The sequence below is a fragment of the Neisseria leonii genome (genome assembly GCF_028776105.2).
Classification (GTDB): Bacteria; Pseudomonadota; Gammaproteobacteria; order Burkholderiales; family Neisseriaceae; genus Neisseria; species Neisseria leonii.
The window spans coordinates 147,763-166,818 of record NZ_CP145606.1 but is presented as its reverse complement, the minus strand read 5'-3'; the positions used below and the strand labels follow the sequence as shown (position 1 = coordinate 166,818).

The 19,056-nt window shown below is 59.2% G+C and carries 18 protein-coding genes; 10 read left to right on the top strand and 8 right to left on the bottom strand.

Features of this window, described 5'->3' with window-relative positions; all coding sequences use genetic code 11:
* The first annotated feature begins 1 nt into the window (after position 1).
* The 10 genes from ORY85_RS00870 to ORY85_RS00825 all read left to right on the top strand — a co-directional run bounded on the left by ORY85_RS00870 (position 2) and on the right by ORY85_RS00825 (position 8,471).
* Positions 2–514 (top strand): single-stranded DNA-binding protein, encoded by a 513-nt coding sequence (locus tag ORY85_RS00870; protein WP_274572165.1) that lies wholly within the window; start codon positions 2–4, stop codon positions 512–514.
* A 206-nt stretch (positions 515–720) separates the two neighbouring features.
* Positions 721–1,596, top strand: a complete 876-nt coding sequence (gene folP, locus ORY85_RS00865) for a dihydropteroate synthase (protein ID WP_274572164.1) — start codon at positions 721–723, stop codon at positions 1,594–1,596.
* Positions 1,597–2,934: a phosphoglucosamine mutase gene (gene glmM, locus ORY85_RS00860; RefSeq protein WP_274572163.1), complete on the top strand. Its 1,338-nt coding sequence runs from the start codon at positions 1,597–1,599 to the stop codon at positions 2,932–2,934.
* A gap of 63 nt (positions 2,935–2,997) precedes the next feature.
* Positions 2,998–3,651, top strand: a complete 654-nt coding sequence (locus tag ORY85_RS00855; protein WP_274572162.1) for a DedA family protein — start codon at positions 2,998–3,000, stop codon at positions 3,649–3,651.
* Positions 3,652–3,664: 13 nt separating this feature from the next.
* A complete protein-coding gene (locus tag ORY85_RS00850; RefSeq protein ID WP_274572161.1) occupies positions 3,665–4,138 on the top strand; it encodes a GNAT family N-acetyltransferase in 474 nt (157 codons plus the stop codon).
* Between the two features lie 73 nt (positions 4,139–4,211).
* Positions 4,212–5,180 (top strand): agmatinase, encoded by a 969-nt coding sequence (speB, locus tag ORY85_RS00845; RefSeq protein ID WP_274572160.1) that lies wholly within the window; start codon positions 4,212–4,214, stop codon positions 5,178–5,180.
* Between the two features lie 84 nt (positions 5,181–5,264).
* Positions 5,265–6,341 (top strand): prephenate dehydratase, encoded by a 1,077-nt coding sequence (gene pheA / locus ORY85_RS00840; protein ID WP_274572159.1) that lies wholly within the window; start codon positions 5,265–5,267, stop codon positions 6,339–6,341.
* A gap of 35 nt (positions 6,342–6,376) precedes the next feature.
* Positions 6,377–7,153: an NAD(P)H-binding protein gene (locus ORY85_RS00835; protein WP_274572158.1), complete on the top strand. Its 777-nt coding sequence runs from the start codon at positions 6,377–6,379 to the stop codon at positions 7,151–7,153.
* A gap of 135 nt (positions 7,154–7,288) precedes the next feature.
* Positions 7,289–7,855: an SCP2 domain-containing protein gene (locus tag ORY85_RS00830; protein ID WP_274572157.1), complete on the top strand. Its 567-nt coding sequence runs from the start codon at positions 7,289–7,291 to the stop codon at positions 7,853–7,855.
* A gap of 40 nt (positions 7,856–7,895) precedes the next feature.
* Positions 7,896–8,471, top strand: coding sequence for a thermonuclease family protein (locus ORY85_RS00825; RefSeq protein WP_274572156.1), 576 nt, complete (start codon positions 7,896–7,898; stop codon positions 8,469–8,471).
* A 134-nt stretch (positions 8,472–8,605) separates the two neighbouring features.
* Here the strand turns inward: ORY85_RS00825 and ORY85_RS00820 are convergent, their stop codons facing one another.
* The 8 genes from ORY85_RS00820 to ORY85_RS00785 form a co-directional block, all read right to left on the bottom strand.
* Entirely contained in the window at positions 8,606–9,823 is a 1,218-nt protein-coding gene (locus tag ORY85_RS00820; protein WP_274572155.1) for a multidrug effflux MFS transporter, read from the bottom strand.
* A gap of 267 nt (positions 9,824–10,090) precedes the next feature.
* Positions 10,091–10,960 carry an acetyl-CoA carboxylase, carboxyltransferase subunit beta gene (gene accD, locus ORY85_RS00815; RefSeq protein ID WP_274572154.1) on the bottom strand — a complete coding sequence of 290 codons (870 nt, stop codon included), beginning with the start codon at positions 10,958–10,960 and terminating at the stop codon, positions 10,091–10,093.
* 139 nt (positions 10,961–11,099) lie between these two features.
* Positions 11,100–11,882 carry a tryptophan synthase subunit alpha gene (gene trpA / locus ORY85_RS00810; protein WP_274572153.1) on the bottom strand — a complete coding sequence of 261 codons (783 nt, stop codon included), beginning with the start codon at positions 11,880–11,882 and terminating at the stop codon, positions 11,100–11,102.
* 65 nt (positions 11,883–11,947) lie between these two features.
* Positions 11,948–13,303 (bottom strand): PFL family protein, encoded by a 1,356-nt coding sequence (locus ORY85_RS00805; RefSeq protein WP_274572152.1) that lies wholly within the window; start codon positions 13,301–13,303, stop codon positions 11,948–11,950.
* 15 nt (positions 13,304–13,318) lie between these two features.
* A complete protein-coding gene (locus tag ORY85_RS00800) occupies positions 13,319–13,591 on the bottom strand; it encodes an ACT domain-containing protein (RefSeq protein ID WP_274572151.1) in 273 nt (90 codons plus the stop codon).
* Between the two features lie 141 nt (positions 13,592–13,732).
* Positions 13,733–14,968: an HlyD family type I secretion periplasmic adaptor subunit gene (locus tag ORY85_RS00795; protein WP_274572150.1), complete on the bottom strand. Its 1,236-nt coding sequence runs from the start codon at positions 14,966–14,968 to the stop codon at positions 13,733–13,735.
* Between the two features lie 79 nt (positions 14,969–15,047).
* Positions 15,048–17,279, bottom strand: a complete 2,232-nt coding sequence (locus ORY85_RS00790; RefSeq protein ID WP_274572149.1) for a type I secretion system permease/ATPase — start codon at positions 17,277–17,279, stop codon at positions 15,048–15,050.
* Positions 17,280–17,285: 6 nt separating this feature from the next.
* Complete coding sequence (locus ORY85_RS00785) at positions 17,286–18,986, bottom strand: TolC family protein (RefSeq protein ID WP_274572148.1); 1,701 nt, start codon at positions 18,984–18,986, stop codon at positions 17,286–17,288.
* Between the last annotated feature and the right edge of the window lie 70 nt (positions 18,987–19,056).

Here is a 19,056-nt window from a genome sequence, read left to right as displayed (position 1 = left end):
TATGTCATTGAACAAAGTCATGCTGATAGGCAATCTCGGCCGCGATCCCGAAGTACGCTATATGCCCAACGGCGATCCGGTCTGCAATTTTTCCATCGCCACCAGTGAAAGCTGGAACGACCGCCAGACCGGCCAGCGTCAGGAACGCACCGAATGGCACAATATCACGCTCTACCGCCGTCTGGCCGAAGTCGCCGGACAATATCTGAAAAAAGGCAGCCAAGTCTATATCGAAGGCCGTATCCAGAGCCGCAAATACACCGGTAAAGACGGCATCGAACGTACCGCCTACGACATCATCGGCAACGAAATGCAGATGCTGGGCGGCCGCCAGAACAGCGGCAGCAGCGCCCCTTATGATGATGACCAGTCCGCTTACGCCCCACAGCAGAACAGCCGTCCGGCCGCACCGCCGCAAAACTACAACAGCGAACCGCCGGCCGCACCGCGCCGCCAAGCCCCTGCCGCACCGGTGAAACCCGTCGAAGACATCGACGAAGACATTCCGTTCTGACGGCACACAACCGGGGCCGTCTGAAAACGGGTTGCCGGAAACGGCGGCGGTTTTCAGACGGCCTCTCCCTTTTGCCTTGCGTACTCATTTTCGCCACACACTGTGCAAACCGCAGTAAAAACCGCCGCCCCAACCGCGCCGCAGCCTTCCCTTGCGGCGCTTTTTGCTATAATGCCGCTTTACTTTATCCGCACGGAATATTCCGCATGAAACCGATCTGGCAGGCGGGCAGATTCTCAATTGATTTGAGTGCGCCGAAAATCATGGGCATCGTCAACCTCACGCCCGACTCATTCTCCGACGGCGGACATTACAGCGGCAATATTCAGACGGCCTTACACCATGCCGAATCGCTGGCGGCAGCCAGTGCCGATATATTGGACATCGGCGGCGAATCCACCCGTCCGGGCGCGGCCGCCGTCCCGCCCGAAGAAGAATGGCGGCGGGTCGCGCCCGTTTTGCGCGAACTGGTTTCATGGAACCTGCCCGTCAGCCTCGATACCCGCCGCCGCACCATCATGCAGCGCGCGCTTGAAGCGGGTTACGCGGACATCATCAACGATGTACAGGCTTTGGAAGATGAAGGTGCACCCGAAACACTGGCCGCCCACCCCGACACCGGCATCTGTCTGATGCACATGCAGGGGCAGCCGCCGACCATGCAGGCAGAGCCGCATTACCGCAACACCGTCGGCGAAGTGGCCGCCTATCTGAACCGTCGGGTGCAGGCCTGCCTGACCGCAGGCATCGCACGCAACCGTATCGTTCTCGACCCCGGCTTCGGTTTCGGCAAAACGCTGGCACACAATATCGAACTGATGCGCCGTCTGAACGACGTGCAGCACAGTTGCGGCCTGCCCCTACTGGTCGGCGTATCGCGCAAACGCATGATCGGCGAACTGATCGGCGAATCCGATGCCGCACAACGGGTACACGGCAGCGTGGCGGCCGCTTTGGCCGCCGTGGCGCACGGGGCAAAAATCATCAGGGTACACGATGTCAAAGCCACGGCCGACGCATTGGCCGTTTGGCAGGCTTTGGGCGGTACGCTGGCACAGGACAATGATTCAGGAGCAGCATAAATGAGCAGAAAATATTTCGGCACCGACGGGATACGCGGCGAAGTGGGGCAATTTCCGATTACCCCCGATTTCGTCCTGAAACTCGGCTATGCCGCCGGCCGCGTACTGGTACAGCACGACAGCGGCCACACCCCCACCGTCCTCATCGGCAAAGACACCCGCATTTCGGGCTATATGCTCGAAGCCGCGCTGGTGGCCGGTTTTACCTCGGCGGGCGTTCATGTGGTGCAAACCGGCCCGCTGCCCACGCCCGGTGTGGCTTATCTGACCCGCGCGCTGCGCCTGTCGGCCGGCGTGATGATTTCCGCATCGCATAATGCCTTTTCCGACAACGGTATCAAATTTTTTGCCGAAGGCGGAGTCAAACTTTCCGATGCGGTCGAGCTGGAAATCGAAGCCAAACTCGACGAAGCCATGCAGACCGAACCCTCGCCGCATCTTGGGCGCGCCCGCCGCATCAGCGGTGCGGACGACCGCTACATCGAATTCTGCAAATCCACTTTCCCCAGCCATATGAATCTGCGCGGCTTGAAGCTGGTGGTCGATACCGCCAACGGTGCAGGCTATGCGGTGGCACCGAAAGTCTTTCACGAACTGGGGGCGGAAGTCGTTTCCATCGGCAACACGCCCAACGGCTTCAATATCAACGAAAAATGCGGTGCCACCCACACCAAAACCCTTCAAGCGGCCGTTTTACAGAACGAAGCCGATTACGGTATTGCGCTGGACGGCGACGGCGACCGCCTGATGATGGTGGACAAACACGGCAAAGCCTATGACGGCGACAGCCTGATTTATGTCATTGCCAAAGCCCGCACCAAACAGGGGCTGGATTTCGGCGGCGTGGTCGGCACCGTGATGACCAATCTGGCGATGGAGCTGGCCCTAGAAGAAAAAGGTATTGCCTTTGCCCGTGCCAAAGTGGGCGACCGCTATGTGCTGGAACAGTTGGCCGCACGCGGCTGGCAGGTGGGCGGCGAAGCCTCCGGCCATATTTTGTGCATGGACAAACACAACACCGGCGACGGCATTATTTCCGCGCTTCAAGTGCTGGCCTCGCTCAATATCCTGCAACAGGATTTGTCTGCCGCCGTCGATTGGCAGCCTTTCCCGCAAACCATGATTAATGTCCGCCTGCAAAAAGGCAGCGACTGGCAGAGTGCTTCGGCAGCCGCACTGGCAGAAGTCGAACAGGAACTCGCCGGAGGCAAAGGCCGTGTGGTGCTGCGCGCATCGGGTACCGAGCCGGTCGTGCGCGTGATGGTGGAAGCCCGTCAGGCCGACTGGGCGCAAAGCGGTGCCGAACGCATTGCCCAAGCCATACGCCATGCACAGTAGGCGGCTTGCTGTTAGAATAGCCGCCGTGCCCGTTTTCCCGCCCGCTGATAGGACACCTCTCTTATGTTAGCCTTTTTGGAAGCCTTCTTTACCCAATACGGATATGCTGCGGTGTTTTCCGTTTTGCTGGCCTGCGGTTTCGGCATACCGATACCCGAAGACATTACACTGGTGGCCGGCGGCATCATTTCGGGCTTGGGCTATGCCGATGTGCATATGATGGTGGTGGTCGGCATGTTGGGCGTTTTGGTGGGCGACGGCCTGATGTTTACCGCAGGCCGCATTTTCGGACACAAAATTTTGAATGTGCGCCTGATTGCCCGCGTGATGACTCCGAAACGTTATGCCCAAGTGCAGGAAAAATTCGACAAATACGGCAACCGCGTCCTGTTCGTCGCACGCTTTCTGCCCGGCCTGCGCACACCGATCTACATCACGGCAGGCATCAGCCGCAAAGTATCGTTTTTACAGTTTCTGCTGATGGACGGGCTGGCCGCTCTGATTTCGGTACCGGTGTGGGTGTATCTGGGCAACTACGGTGCGGAAAACCGCGAATGGCTGATGCACCGGGTACACCAATTCCAATACGGCCTCTTTGCCCTCATCGGCATCGGTGCGGCTGTTTTGATCTGGCTGTGGTGGAAAAAACGCCTGCGGGTCAGATTTTTCCGCACCAAAATCGCCGAACTGCGCGCCAAACGCAAACACAAATCCTGAAAAATACGTTTTGATGGAACACAACGAAATACACATCCGCCCCGCACAGCGGGAAGACAGCCGGGGAATCTGGCAGCTGATGCGCGAATTGGCAGTATTCGAGCGGTATATCGACAGCTTTGCCATAACGCCCGAGATTGTCGAACAATGCGGTTTCGATAAAAACCCGCCCGATTTTTACTGTCTGGTTGCCGTGCGGCAAACGGAAATTGTCGGCATCGCCGTGTACTATTTCCTGCCCTTTACCGCGCAAAACCGGCCGGTCGTATTTTTAAAAGAACTGTATGTGGACAGCCGCTGCCGGGGACAGAAAACCGGTGAGAAACTGATGGCCGCGCTGAAAGCGGAAGCCGTCCGCCGCAACTGTATGCAAATCAAATGGACGGTTGCGCCGTGGAACACGGACGGACAGAAATTTTATGCCCGATTGGGGGCGGAACAGAACAACGACTGGCTCCATTACGAATGGGATACAGCAGCGGGCTGAGCGCATAAAGCCGCCCGATACGGCAGGCGGCCAGCCCTTTTCAGACGGCCTAAAACCGACAGGAACCCTCCACATGAATGAAAAAATCTACGGCGACGGCGCATTCCGCCGCGAATCCCTCCAAGGCTCCACCATCGAAAACACCTATGCGGGTGCATTATCCTTTATGCGCCGCCGCTACACACGCGATTTGGCCGGTGTGGATGTGGCCGTGTCGGGCGTGCCGCTCGATTTGGCTACCACTTTCCGCCCCGGCGCACGTTTGGGTCCTGCCGCCATCCGCGCCGCCAGCGTGCAGTTGGCCGAGCTGAATCTGTTCCCGTGGGGTTTCGACCCGTTCGACGATTTGGCCGTTATCGATTACGGCGACTGCTGGTTTGACGCACACCAGCCGTGGACGATACGCGAAACCGTCAAGCAGCACGCATTGGACATTATCCAAAACTCCGCTGCGAAAATGCTCACATTCGGCGGCGACCACTTCATTACCTACCCGCTGTTGCAGGCACATGCCGAAAAATACGGCCGGCCGTTAAGCCTGCTGCATTTCGATGCCCACTGCGATACTTGGCCGGACGACGCGCCCGAATCGCTCAATCACGGCACCATGTTCTACAAGGCCATTAAAGACGGCCTGATTGACCCGAAAACCTCCGCCCAAGTCGGCATCCGCACTTGGAACAGCGACTTTATGGGCATGAATATGCTGTTTGCCCCGTGGGTGAACGAAAACGGTGTCGAAGCCACCGTCAAACGCATTTACGATATCATCGGCGACCGCCCCGTGTACATCACCTTCGACATCGACTGCCTCGACCCCGCCTTTGCCCCCGGCACCGGTACCCCCGTCCCCGGCGGCCTCAACTCGCATACCGCATTGGGCATTATCCGCGCGCTGGGCGATTTGAACATCGTCGGCATGGATGTGGTGGAAGTTTCCCCCGCCTACGACAACGCCGAAATCACCGCCATCGCCGCCGCCCATGTGGCTGCCGATATGCTGTGTCTGCTGCGCAACAAAAAAGTGGCAGGCAAACTGTAACCCGACAGGCCGTCTGAAAACGCCCCGCACCCGTTTTCAGACGGCCTGTTACCGATAAGCGCAACGCGCCACACAGGAAACACCATGTCTGCCGACGATCCCTTACTGCCGCACCGCAATGCCATCGACGAAATCGACGCGCGCATTCTCGAACTGTTCAACCGCCGTGCCGGCCATGCCCGCGCCATCGGCGAATTGAAAGGTACGGGCGTGGTGTACCGTCCCGAACGCGAAGCACAGGTTTTGCGCCGGATTAAATCGCTCAACCGGGGCCCCCTGTCCGACGAACAGGCCGCACGCCTGTTCCGCGAAATCATGAGCGAATGTCTGGCCGTCGAACGCCCGCTGACCATCGCCTATCTCGGCCCGGCCGGCACCTTCACCCAGCAGGCCGCCGTCAAACACTTCGGCCACGCCGCCGATACGGTTGCCTGCGCCACGGTGGACGACTGTCTGAGACTGGTGGAATCACGGCAGGCCGATTATGCCGTGGTGCCGGTAGAAAACTCCACCGAAGGCTCGGTCGGCCGCACACTGGATCTGCTGGTTTCCTCGCCGCTGCAAGCCTGCGGCGAAGTCGTCCTGCGCATCCACCACCAACTGCTGCGCCAAAGTGCGGGCTTGGACGGTGTGCGCACCGTTTATGCCCACGCACAGGCATTGGCACAATGCCGCGACTGGCTCAACAAACACCTGCCCGACTCGGTCGAACGCATCCCCGTATCCAGCAACGGCGAAGCGGCACGGCTGGCTGCTGCCGACAACAGCGCGCTGGCCGTGGCGGGCATTACCGCCGCCGAAATCTACGGCCTGAACCCCGTCGCCCGCAATATCGAAGACGAACCGAACAATACCACCCGTTTTCTGGTACTCGGCCACCAAAGCACCACGCCCACCGGCTGCGACAAAACCTCGCTGGTTTTCTCCACGCCCAACCGTGCCGGCGCGGCGGGCGATCTGATTATGCCCTTCGGCCAAGCCGGTATCCAGATGAGCAAATTCGAGAGCCGCCCCAGCCGGACAGGGCTGTGGGAATACGTGTTTTTTATCGACATCGAAGGCCATCGGGACGAAACCGCCATTCGCGATGTGCTGGCACAATTTGCCGCACGCAATGTCTTTGTCAAAGTCATCGGCTCCTATCCGCAGGCCGTTCTCTGATTCAGACGGCCTGCCGCCACCGAGGAACAGAACCCATGTCCCTTCCCGAACGCACCGCCATACTCGGATTTGGCTATCTCGGCCGGGCACTCGGCGAAAAACTCTACGAAAGCGGCTGCAACATCAAAGCCGTCAAACGCCGCCTGACTTCGGACGACATCAACCTGCCCGTCTGCCTGACGGCCGCCGATTTGAACGATGCCGCCGCCCTTGATGCCGTGCTGGCCGGCTGGCACGACTGCACCACCTGGGTGTGCCTGCTGCCGCCCTCGTCGGTTACCGACTATGCGGGTTTGATGCGGCGCGTGGCCGATGCGGCCGATGCCGCAGGCGTACACCATCTGGTTTACGGCAGCAGCATCGGCGTCTACGGTTCGGCGGCACGCGACTGCGACGAAGACAGCCCCCTGATGCCCGAAAGTGAATCGGCACAGCAAACCGCTGCCGCCGAAAACGCGCTGCTGAACGCCGCCGTGCCGCACATCGACATTTTGCGCCTGGGCGGCCTCTATTCCGCCGCCCGCCACCCGCTGACCGCCCTTTTGCGCCGCCAAACCGCCATCAACGGCGACGAAGCGGCCTGTATGCTGCACCAAGACCGCGCCGTTCGTGCCATTACAGCCGCCCTGTCCGAACCTTGCGGCCGCCGCGTACGCAATCTGGTCGAAACACCGCTGCGCGACAAACGCACGTTTTACCGTGCCGAAGCTGCCAAACTCGGCCTGCCTGAACCCGAATTTTATCCGGGCGGCCGCGGCAGGCGAATCGGCACCCGATACCGTGAATTTGCCGCCTTGCTGCACACCGATTAACCCGATTCCGTCTGAAACCCGCTTGACCGGTTTTAGCTCCGCAAACCCGCCCTGCGGTTTTTGCTCCGCAAAACCCGTTTTATGGTTTTTTTGCTTCGCAGAAACCCGCTTCGCTCGTTTTCAGACGGCCTTAATATGAAAACCGCTATGTTGGCCCTCACCCTGATTAACCACATTATCCGACAGAACCCCGAAACACGCGCCGCGCTGGCCGGTTACAACGGCATCGGCGTGCGTATTCTGGCCGCCGGTTTCCGCATACACGGCCGCTTTGATGCAGACGGTTACCTCCAACCGTCCGACAGAGAAGCCGATACCGAACTGACTTTCCACAACGGCATGTGGCAGAAAATGCTTGCCGGCCAAACGCCCGGCGTAGGCGACTTCTCCATACGCGGCGACACCGCGCTGGGCTTTGCCCTGCTGCAACACATGGGCAGCCTGCGCTACCATGCCCGAGACGATTTGAACCGCCTCTTCGGCGGCACGGCCGCAGAACATATCGGCCAACATGCCGGACAAGCCGCACAAGCCCTGAAAAAAATCGGCCTCAGCCTGCTGGAACAGGGTGCCGATTTCGCCCGCGAACCCGAATCTCCCGTGATTACCCGTGCCGAATTTGACCGCTGGGCGGCCGAAGTGGACCGTCTGCGCGACGACATCGCCCGCCTGAATGCCCGCCTCGACCGTTTGGAATCCTGAATCCGCGCCGCTGCTGCGGCCTGCTCCGATACCCGCGACCATGAACATCAAAATCTTTCTGCTGGGCACGGCTGCGGCTGCCGTTTTGGCCGTCCTGCCTGCCCAAAGCCGCGAAACGGCCGTCTGGATCGAAACCGTCGGCCGGCTGCTCGGCGGCGAAAGCCGCCCCGGGGTCTACTCTGCCACCGTCGAATCGGTACACGACGGCGATACGTTGCGCGTACGCGACGAAAACGGCCGCAGCCGCCGTATCCGTCTGGCCTATATCGACGCGCCCGAACTGCAACAGGCGCACGGTACGGCCGCACGCGATGCCCTGCGCGGCCGTCTGCTGCGCCGTGCAGTCGAAATCGAAACTTTCGGCCAAGACCAATACCGGCGCGACATCGCCCGCGTCCGACTGGACGGCAAAGACATCAATCTGGCCGCCATACGCGAAGGCAACGCCTGGCACTATGCCTCCATCGCCAAACGCGGACAAAGCCGCCGCGATTTCGCCGCCTACTCGGCCGCCCAAAACGAAGCCCGCCGAAACCGCAGCGGCCTGTGGCAGAACCGCAGCCCGCAGGCACCGTGGCTGTACCGTAAAGCCGAACGCGGAAACAGCCGTCCCTGAAACGCCGAACCGCAGCCTGTCGCAGACTGCGGTTTCCCATATCCGGCATCCATTGCGCCGCTTTTTTCCGTCCTATACCTATATCTGTCGGTACCGAGCCCAATCAGGCCGTCTGAACCGGCCGGGCGCCGTTTTCAGACGGCCTTCATCCACACGCGGCGGGAAAATGCCCACAGCAGCAGCAAGCCCGTCAGGGTGGAAGCCAGCATCATCAGCGGCATCACATACGCCGTCCCGTTGTGCAGCACCGTGGCCAGCCAGCCGGTCAGCGCGCCGGTGAGCGAAGTAAACGCCGTCAGCAGGGCATTGGCACTGCCGCCTATGGCGCGGAAATAACCCATAAAACAGGCTTGGGTATTGGCAACAATCAGCCCCTGCGTCCCCACCGAAACCATGGCGCACACCACCAGCAGCACCAAAGGCGGCATACCGTTTCCCGCCACCACAGCCGCCGCCATGGCCAAATTGGCCGCCAACTGCACGGCAATCCCCCATTTCAAAATATCCTCGGCATTGCTGCCGCGTTTGAGCCGCCACGCCGTGATGCGGTTAAACGCCGCCATCGTCAGAATATTGCAGCCGAACACCCAGGCATAAGCGTGCGGCGACAGGCCGTACAGCGTCATATAGACAAACGGCGATTCGGTCAGAAACACAAACATCGAACCGAAACTGAACGCCTGAAAAAACAGAAAACCCAATGCCGGCTTAGTGCGCACAACACGGTAATAGCGCGCCAGCACACCGCCGATAAAGCGGCGGTCCAAACGGCCGCCCGTCCCGCCGCTGGCAGGCAGAAAACGCCAGACCAGCCAGAACACCGCCGCCGCATAAGCCACCAGAAACGCAAAAATCAGCCGCCAGCCGCCCAGCGTCTGCAACAGCGAACCGAGCATCGGCGCGGCCAGCGGTGCGGCCATCATAATAATGCCGATTAAAGCAAACATCTGCGCGGCCTGCCTTCCCCGATAGAAATCGCGTACCACCGCACCGGCCATCACCGCCGCCATGCCGCCGCCCACCGCCTGCACCAGGCGCAGCACCAGCAGCTGCTCCACCGTCTGCAACAACGCCAAAGCCAGCGAAGCGGCCACATAAACCGCCAAACCGGCCAGAGCAACGGTTTTCCGTCCTTTCACATCGGAAATCGAACCGCCGCACAACTGTCCCAACGCCACGCCGAACATAAACGTACTCAGGCTTTTCTCAATCCGGTGCACATCGGCCGCCAAATCCACAGCCAAAGCGGGAATCGCAGGCAGATAGGCATCAATCGACAACGGCATCACCGCCACAATCGTTGCCAGCAAAACCGCCATTTTCTTATCGCCCAACGCCGTCTGCGCCGCCATCGTACTGCTCCCGTCTCATCATCAAACCCGCTATGATACACCAAGCCGCCCCGCTTTTCCCGTACTGCCGGACCAAGGCCGTCTGAAAACGGATACAGCGGGCTTCCGTAAACCTCTGCACACGCCGCCAATATCGGCCGGTTTCCCCGATTCTGTACCGACGGGGCCTCCGATGCCGCTGCGATGAAGCCGGCACGGTCGGCAGACAAAAGGCCGTCTGAACAACGGTCTCCCGTTTTCAGACGGCCTCTGCCGGCAAACAGTCCCTTAAAGCGGTGTCAAAGCCGGTTCGCGGCGCAGCAGGGTAATCAGCCCGGCCAGACGCTGCTTCATTTCGCGGCGGTCGATAATCTGATCAACGGCACCTTTTTTCAGCAGAAACTCGGCACGCTGGAAACCTTCGGGCAGGGTTTCGCGCACGGTCTGCTCAATCACGCGCGGGCCGGCAAACCCGATCAGCGCATTGGGTTCGGCCACCACGATATCGCCCAAAAACGCAAAGCTGGCCGATACGCCGCCCATGGTCGGATCGGTCAGCACAGAAATAAACGGCAGCCCTTTTTCGCTCAGCAGATGCAGCGAAGCACTGGTTTTCGTCATCTGCATCAGCGAGTTCAGCCCCTCCTGCATCCGCGCGCCGCCCGAGGCGGCCACGCAGATAAACGAGCAGCCGTCGGCGGCGGCACGGCGCACGCCCTGCACGAAACGCTCTCCCACCACCGAACCCATCGATCCGCCGATAAATTGGAATTCAAAAGCCGCCACAACGGCAGGCAGGCCGTTTATCGTGCCCTTCATCACCACCAGCGCATCGTCTTCACCGGTGGTTTTCCGTGCGGCACTCAGACGGTCGGGATATTTTTTGCTGTCTTTGAATTTCAGCATATCGACGGGTTTGACGGCGGCACCGATTTCTTCGCGGCCGCCCTCGTCCAGCAGCAGGTTAATCCGCTCGCGGGCGGTCATGGCATTGTGGTGGCCGCACTTGGTGCAGACTTTGTCGTTTTTCAGCAGTTCGGTGCTGTACACCGTTGCGGCACAGGACGGGCATTTGTGCCACAGACCTTCGGGAACAACGGAAGCATTTTTGTCCGCACGTTTGATTTTCGGGGGAAGGATTTTATCCAGCCAACTCATGATTCTCGCTCCTTAACGGTTTCAGGCGGCCTCGCTGCCGGCCGCGCAAAAGGCGGCGCAAATTGCAGGCAATATAGCCAGCGGCCCGGAAACAGTCAATGTTTTTGCACAACGCGCCTTGAATAATCAAGTAAATATTCTAAACCGCAGCTTTCAACTGCGCCGCCAGAGCACCGGCCGCTTCGGCTTCGCGTCCCGGGTTGGCCTCAATCTCTTTGACGATACGGCTGCCCACAATCACGGCATCGGCCACGGCGGCCACGCGGGCGGCTCCGGCTGCATCGGCAATGCCGAAACCCACACCGATAGGAATGGAAATATGGCGGCGCAGCACGGCCAGTTTTTCCGCCACGGCATCGGTATCCAGTTGCGCCGATCCGGTTACGCCTTTGAGCGAAACGTAATACACAAAGCCGCTGGCCAATTGTGAGATGGCCGCCATACGCGCTTCGTCTGTGGTCGGCGCCACCAGAAAAATAGTATCCAAACCGTTGGCTTTCAGCTCGCGGTAAAGCGGCTCGGCCGTTTCCACCGGATTGTCCACCGTCAGCACACCGTCCACCCCCGCCGCTGCGGCCGCGCGGGCAAATTCGGCATAACCCATTTTGTGTACCGGATTGAGATAGCCCATCAGCACCACGGGCGTATCATGGTTGCGGCGGCGGAACTGTGCCACCACGTCCAGCACACCGCGCAGCGACACACCGTTGGCCAAGGCGCGCTCGGCCGCCCGTTGAATAACAGGGCCGTCGGCCATCGGATCGGAAAACGGTATGCCCAATTCGATGATGTCGGCACCGCCGGCCGCCAGGCTGTGCATCAGTTCCAGCGTGGTCCCTATATCGGGATCGCCCGCAGTGATATAGGTAATCAGGGCTTTTTGGCCGTTCAGACGGCCGAAAGTGGTTTCAATTCTGCTCATAAAAGTGTCCAAATCGGTTTTTCAGACGGCCTCCGTACACTCAGGCCGTCTGAAAACGGGATGGTTCAGTTTTTCAGCGATTGCACGGGGGCGGGAATGCGGCCGCCGCGATTGACGAATACTTCGCAGGAACCGGCCTTGACCGGCATCACCGGCGCGCGGCCCAGCAGGCCGCCGAATTCCACCGTATCGCCCACGCCTTTGCCCGTTACCGGAATAATGCGCACGGCGGTGGTTTTGCCGTTAATCATACCGATGGCCGCTTCATCGGCAATAATGCCGCTGAGAGTGGCCGCGGGCGTATCGCCCGGCACAGCAATCATATCCAGACCGACCGAACAGACGGCCGTCATCGCTTCGAGTTTGTCCAAGGTCAGCACGCCCGCTTCGACGGCGGCAATCATGCCCTCGTCTTCCGACACGGGAATAAACGCACCGCTCAAACCGCCCACCGAACCGGAAGCCATCATGCCGCCTTTCTTCACCGCATCGTTGAGCAGTGCCAGCGCGGCGGTGGTGCCGTGGGTGCCGCAGACGCTCAATCCCATCGCTTCGAGAATACGCGCCACCGAGTCGCCCACCGCCGGTGTCGGTGCCAGCGACAAATCGAGTATGCCGAACGGAATATCCAGCCGTTTGGCCGCCTCCCGGCCGATTAATTCGCCCACGCGGGTAATTTTGAACGCGGTCTTTTTGACGACTTCGGCCATTTCGGTCAAGTCTTTGTCCGCACAACCGGCCAATGCCGCCTGTACCACGCCGGGGCCGGACACGCCGACATTGAGCATCACGCCGCCCTCGCCCGCACCGTGAAACGCACCGGCCATAAACGGATTGTCGTTCACCGCATTGCAGAACACCACGATTTTGGCACAGCCGAAACCTTCCGGCGTGATTTCGGCGGTTTTCTTGATGGTTTCTCCCATCATTTTGACCGCGTCCATATTGATGCCCGCGCGGGTGCTGCCGATATTGACCGAACTGCACACGATGTCGGTTTCCGCCATGGCTTCGGGTATGGAGCGGATCAGCACACGGCCGGAGGGCGTCATACCTTTTTGCGACAGGGTGGAAAAGCCGCCGATAAAGGAAACGCCGATGGCCTTGGCGGCACGGTCGAGCGTTTTCGCCACCGAAACATACGAATCCGCTCCGGTGGCCGCAGCGATTTGGGCAACCGGTGTAACCGAAATGCGCTGATTGACAATCGGCACACCGTATTTGTCCGACAAATCTTCGGCGGTTTTTACCAAATTCCGGCCGGTCCGGGTGATTTTTTCGTAGATATTGCGGTTGAGGACGTTGATGTCGGGGTGGATACAGTCGTGCAGGTCGATGCCGATGGTGAGCGTGCGCACGTCGAAGTTCTGGTCGGCCACCATACGCACGGTTTCGAGGATTTCGCCGGATTGGATATTCATGTTTCAGACGGCCTTTCAGATGCGGTGCATCGCGTTGAACAGATCTTCGTTCTGCATACGGATATCCAAGGCCAGCCTCGCGCCCTCTGCGGCAAACAGATCCAGCATTTCCCGGCGGGATTTCGGGCAGGCGGCCGTATCGGCCAGGATAATCATGGTGAAATAGTCGCCCATCAGCTGCTGGCTGATGTTGAGAATGTTCAGCCTGTTTTCCGCCATGATTTTTGAAACATCGTACACGATGCCGATGCGGTCTTTGCCGATAACGGTAATCACGGAATGGCTCATCTCGCCTCCCAAAAAACCGCTACTTTAAACCTTTCGCCCGCAACAGGCAAATCAGGCCGTCTGAAAAGCGGAGCCGCACGCACTGCACAGCCGGCCATATCAAAACGGCCGCCGGGTTCCCCCCTGCGGCCGCCGTCCGGCTTAACGCTCGCGCAATGCCTGTTTCATGCGGGTCAGCGGTTTGGTCAAGTATTGGAATACGGTTTTTTCACCGGTTTTGATGTCCACACTCGCCACCATACCGGGAATAATCGGCAGTACTTTGCCGTCGCGGTCGGTCAGGCTGTTGCCGTCGGTCTGTACCAGAACGCGGTAATAGACTTCGTTCGGATTGAGTTTGAGCTGCTCGGTACGCTCTTTGTTGCTGATGGTGTCGGGGCTGATGAGAGTAACCTTGCCGTTCAGGCCGCCGTAAATCGCATAATCGTACGCACTGATTTTCACCACCGCATCCAATCCCGGGTGGATAAACGCCACATCGCGCGGGCTGATATAGGCTTCGACCAAAAGTTTGTCGTCCAGCGGCACAATCGTCATGATGTTTTCGCCCGCATTGACTACGCCGCCCACGGTATTGATGCGGATGTCTTTCACAATGCCCTTCATCGGCGCACGGATTTGCGAACGCTCCACAGGATCGGCGCGCATCGCCATATTTTCGCGTGCCTGTGCCAATTCGGATTCGATGCGCACCAATTCTTCGCTGGATTTGGCTATGTAGTCGTTTTGCCGCTGCGCAATCTGCGAAGCCAGATCATTCGATTCGCGCTGCATACGCAGCAGTTCGACTTCGGATACCACGCCCTGCCGCACCATAGGCGCAGTAATGCCGATTTCCTGATCCAGAGCGGCTTTGCTCTGCGCCAAACCCTGTACTGCGTCCACAACGGCACGGCGGCGCGCGATATAGGCCGCCTGTTCGCGCTGCACCAGCTCCCTGCTCAGGCCTTTCGGAAACGTCAGCGGGCTGCCGTAGGCTTCGGCACGCAGCCGGGCGGCCATGGCTTCCAGATTCGCCACTTTGGCTTCGCTCTCGCGCAATACGGCCGAGCTGCGCGTATCGTCCAGATTCAGCAGAATCTGGCCGCGTTCCACCACATCGCCCTCGCGCACTTTCATGTCTTTGACCACGCCCTGATCCAGGCTCTGAATCACCTGTTCACGGCTGCTCGGGATAATACTGCCCTGCCCGCGCGTTACTTCTTCCAGCGGGCTGTTGTATGCCCAAATGACAAATACGGTCAAAAACACCGCCAGCAGACCGATGACCCAAAATTTGCCGGTGTGTTTTTCCTTCTGCAAAGCGGCGTTCAAATCGTTGACCAACGCCAGATCGCCTGATTTCAGCGTTTCTTTGTTTTCTGTTTGATGACTCATGATGATTATCCGTTAAGTCTGAAAGGCCGTCTGAAAAAGCCGAAAACCCGTGTTTTCAGACGGCCTTGCTGCTGAACTGTCAGGCCTGCTGCGGCCGGGTATCCTGCCCGTCCGGCTGTGCCGCCTGTGCCTCTTTTGCCGCCTGCGCGGCCAACTGTCCGGCTTGCGCTTTGCGGCGGGCTTCTTTCTGTGCCTGCTCGTTTTCCATCAGCTTTTTCAACACCAAATCGCGCGGGCCGTCCATCACAATCCGCCCGTTTTCGACCACGACAATGCGCCGGACAATTTGCAGTACCTGCGGACGGTGGGTAACGACCAGCAGCGTTTTGTCCTGCGCCCACTGGGCAATACCCTGCAACGCGGTGATTTCGGTGGCCTGATCCAAGCCGGTAGTCGGCTCGTCCAACAGCACCACGCGCGGCTGGCGCAAGGTCATGCGCGCCAAAGCGACAATCTGTTTCTGGCCGCCCGACAAGCCCATACCGTCTTCGCCCAAAGGCATATCCAAACCGCGCGGATGGCTGCGGATAACGCGGTCCAGACCGAAACGGCGCAGCGCGTCAATCAGTTCCTGATCGCTGGAATAGCCGTCGGTACGCGCCAAATCCATATTTTCGCGCAGCGTACCCAAAAACAGGCGCGGCGACTGGTTGAGCAGCAGCACTTCGCTGCGCAGGAAATTCGGATCAATCTGGCGCATATCCACGCCGTCGAACATCACGTTGCCCGACCCCGGCTCGAACAGCCCGCCCGCCAGTTTGAGCATGGTGCTCTTACCGCTGCCGATGCTGCCCAGAATACCGATTTTTTCGCCGGGCTGAACCAGAAGATTTATCTGGCTCAGTGCTTCTGCACCTTCCTGACCGTAAGCAAACGACACCTGCTCGAAACGTATCTGCCCCTGCGCCGGAGTCAGCGTGATGTAATTGCGGTCGGGGTGGCGCTCTACCGGCCGATCGACAATCTGATTGACACCGCTCAACGCCAGTTTGGCCTGCTGGAAGCGCGTGGCCAGCCCGGCCATTTGCGACAGGGGCGAGAGCGCGCGCCCCGACAGAATCACGGCGGCAATCAATGCGCCCATGGTAATGCGGTCGGCCGGATTTTCGGCATGAATCAGGTAGGTTCCCAGCAGCACCAGAAAAACGGTATTGAGCTGCTGCATCGCCACAGCGAAATTCACCACAAAATTGCTGGTGTTTTTCACTTTAATCGACGATGCGGCGGTCTTGGCGGTATAACCGTCCCAACGCTGCTGTGCCCAATTGGTCGCATTATTGGTTTTCAGCGTTTCGATGCCTTCCAGCGACTCCACCAGCAGCCCCTGCCGCTGCGAGCTTTCTTTCATCGATTCATTGATATATTTTGCCAGCGGCCGCTGCGCGATAAAGCTGACCAGCAGCACGGTCGGAATAATCAGCACCGGCACCAGTGCCAATTTCCCGCCCACAACCGCAATCACACCGACAAACAGAATCAGAAAAGGGAAGTCCACCAAAGCCAAGAGGCTAGCACTGGTCATAAACTCGCGCACCGCTTCAAAATCGCGCAGATTGTTGGCATACGAGCCTGCCGATGCCGGGCGTTCTGCCAGCCGCAGCGCCATCACGCGGCGGAACAGTGCCGAGCTGATAATCAGGTCGGCTTTTTTGCCTGCCACATCGGTCAGATAGCCGCGTATCATTTTGGCGACAAATTCAAACGTTACCGCCAACACCACGCCGATGCTCAATACCCACAGCGTTTCATAGGCCTGGTTCGGAATCACGCGGTCGTAAACGTTCATGACATACAGCGAGCTGACCAAGGCGAGAAAGTTAATCAGAAACGTCGCCAGAATGACTTGGTAATAATAGCCTTTGAAACGCCAGATTACCTGCCAGAACCATGATTTCGGCAAGTGGTATTCGGGCAGCTCGGAGCGTCTGTCGGAAATCTGTTTCTGTTTGATAAACCAGCAGAAACCCAGATACACCGCCGACAATTCGGCCTGGCTCAGGCTGCGTTCGAGGCCGTCTGTCTGACGGATGCGGTAGATGCGCTCGTCGCCCACACCGTCGACAGAAGTGAGTACGGCGGCATCTTCGTTGTGCAGAATCAGTACCGCAGGCAGAGCCAGAGAAGGAATGTCGCGCAGTGCGCGCTTGGAAAGCGTATTGTCGAAGCCGTGGCTGCGCAGCACTTCTTTCAGCGACTGGAAATTGGCGTTTAACTTGCCGTCGCGCACCACATCGGCCGACAGAGCCGCCGCAGAAACGGGCGCGCCCAACAGGCTGGTGGTCAGGGCAATATGGTCGATAATGGATTTCATGATGGTTCAGGGTGGGGTAAGGGATTCTTCTTCAATGGCGGCGGCCGCTTCGGCAGCCAAACGCCCGGCGTAACTGTCGGCAACAGGAATGCCGCCGTAAGGATAGACAAATCCGCCGTTTTCAGACGGCATCTTCAAGCCCGCCCGTTCGGCAAACGTCGCGGGAGAGGCCGTCTGAACGGCTTCGGTTTCGGACGGCTGCCCACGGCTGTTGCCGGCCTGCCCGCCCGCCTCTGCGGCCAAACGTTCGGCATAGCTGTCCGCAACGGGAATACCGCCGTAAGGATAGACAAATCCGTCGTTTTCAGACGGCATCTTCAAGCCCGCCCGTTCGGTAAAACGGTCGGGAAGCGGTGCGGCCGACGGCACTTCGGACGTGCCGCCTCCGGCGGTCGCCTGTGTGCCGTCCGTCCGTTTGACCGACAGCGTACGGCCCGCGCCGTTATCGGTACCCAACGTCAGTCCCGCCCATTCGGAAACTTTCGACTGGGCGGTCAGATAAGCCAATGCCGCATCGCGGAAATCGTTTTGCGCCGAAGAATAAGCCTGTTCGATATTGACCAGCTGGCTGTACGCATCCAGAACATCCACCAGACTGCGGCGCGCGATTTTAAACTGTAATTCAAACGCCTTGACGACTTCCTGCTGGGCGGCGATATGCTCGGCCGTAATCGCGGCACGCCGCTCGCTTTCAATCATATCGACCTGCGCCGTGCGCGCCCGCTCGCTGACATCGCGCAGAATCTGATCCATGCGCGCCTCTGCGGCAGCAACCGTATAGACGCTTTTATCGACATTGTAGGCCGCCGCCATGTCGAAGAAGTTCCAAGACAGGTTCAGATAAACCTGTTTTTTCTTATTGCTCAAATAGCTTTCCAGATTGATGGCGGGTTTGCGGGCGGCTTTGGCCGCGTCCCGCTCATATACCGTACGCTCGCGCTCGGCCTTTTGTGCCAGATAAGACGGCGTTTGGCCGTAATCTTCGATGCGGTAGCGGCTGATCAGGCCGGCGGCGGTTTCCGAACGGAAGGGATCGGTCAAATCGTTTGCCGCCACCGGTGCGGGGGTATAGGAAGCCAGACGGCTCAACGCCATAGCAAGCGTACGCTGCTGCTGGGCAATCGTGGTCTGAACTTGCAGGCGGCGCGCCTGAGCCTCCACCATCTCGGAACGGCGGCCGGCATCGTATTTCACAATCACGGACAAGTCCTGCAACAGCTTGTTGTGCCGCGCCAGGCTTTTTTCGTTCAGACGGACGGCATCGAGTGCGCGCAGGGCTTCGAGATACAGTTTGCCGATGGTGCTGCCCAGCTCTTCCCGGGTTTCCGCCGTTTTGTGGCGGTAAAAAATTTCGTTTTGGCGGTCGCGGTTGACGGCAGCCTCCACGCCGCCCCAAGAGTACAGGTTCAACGTACCGCGCAAACCCAAACCGCCCGTCATGTCGTCGCTCGACCGGTCGTTCTGTTGGTACATTACCTGATTGCCGACCAGGCTGAGTACAGGATAATGCCCTGCTTTGCTGGCGGCCGTGGCGCTTTTGGCAATGTCTTCGTTGGCTTTGGCCTCCATCAGGCGCGGGTCATTTACCAGCGAATAGCGCAGAATATCCTGCAACTGCGCAGCCTGCGCGGCCCACGGTGCCAGCATCAGCATCACCGAGGCACTCAGCACGCGCAGCGTTTTGGCTTTGGATTGGAGCGGGTTCATAGATCACAGTATTCGAAAAATGGGAAACAGGCCGTATGAAAACCGGTACGGCACAAGCGGCCGCGGGAAA

Bases quoted from the DNA above. Each gene is read 5' to 3' on its own strand.
- ORY85_RS00870 (WP_274572165.1), top strand. From the start codon at position 2: ATGTCATTGAACAAAGTCATGCTGATAGGCAATCTCGGCCGCGATCCC.
- folP (WP_274572164.1), top strand. From the start codon at position 721: ATGAAACCGATCTGGCAGGCGGGCAGATTCTCAATTGATTTGAGTGCG.
- glmM (WP_274572163.1), top strand. From the start codon at position 1,597: ATGAGCAGAAAATATTTCGGCACCGACGGGATACGCGGCGAAGTGGGG.
- ORY85_RS00855 (WP_274572162.1), top strand. From the start codon at position 2,998: ATGTTAGCCTTTTTGGAAGCCTTCTTTACCCAATACGGATATGCTGCG.
- ORY85_RS00850 (WP_274572161.1), top strand. From the start codon at position 3,665: ATGGAACACAACGAAATACACATCCGCCCCGCACAGCGGGAAGACAGC.
- speB (WP_274572160.1), top strand. From the start codon at position 4,212: ATGAATGAAAAAATCTACGGCGACGGCGCATTCCGCCGCGAATCCCTC.
- pheA (WP_274572159.1), top strand. From the start codon at position 5,265: ATGTCTGCCGACGATCCCTTACTGCCGCACCGCAATGCCATCGACGAA.
- ORY85_RS00835 (WP_274572158.1), top strand. From the start codon at position 6,377: ATGTCCCTTCCCGAACGCACCGCCATACTCGGATTTGGCTATCTCGGC.
- ORY85_RS00830 (WP_274572157.1), top strand. From the start codon at position 7,289: ATGAAAACCGCTATGTTGGCCCTCACCCTGATTAACCACATTATCCGA.
- ORY85_RS00825 (WP_274572156.1), top strand. From the start codon at position 7,896: ATGAACATCAAAATCTTTCTGCTGGGCACGGCTGCGGCTGCCGTTTTG.
- ORY85_RS00820 (WP_274572155.1), bottom strand. From the start codon at position 9,823: ATGGCGGCGCAGACGGCGTTGGGCGATAAGAAAATGGCGGTTTTGCTG.
- accD (WP_274572154.1), bottom strand. From the start codon at position 10,960: ATGAGTTGGCTGGATAAAATCCTTCCCCCGAAAATCAAACGTGCGGAC.
- trpA (WP_274572153.1), bottom strand. From the start codon at position 11,882: ATGAGCAGAATTGAAACCACTTTCGGCCGTCTGAACGGCCAAAAAGCC.
- ORY85_RS00805 (WP_274572152.1), bottom strand. From the start codon at position 13,303: ATGAATATCCAATCCGGCGAAATCCTCGAAACCGTGCGTATGGTGGCC.
- ORY85_RS00800 (WP_274572151.1), bottom strand. From the start codon at position 13,591: ATGAGCCATTCCGTGATTACCGTTATCGGCAAAGACCGCATCGGCATC.
- ORY85_RS00795 (WP_274572150.1), bottom strand. From the start codon at position 14,968: ATGAGTCATCAAACAGAAAACAAAGAAACGCTGAAATCAGGCGATCTG.
- ORY85_RS00790 (WP_274572149.1), bottom strand. From the start codon at position 17,279: ATGAAATCCATTATCGACCATATTGCCCTGACCACCAGCCTGTTGGGC.
- ORY85_RS00785 (WP_274572148.1), bottom strand. From the start codon at position 18,986: ATGAACCCGCTCCAATCCAAAGCCAAAACGCTGCGCGTGCTGAGTGCC.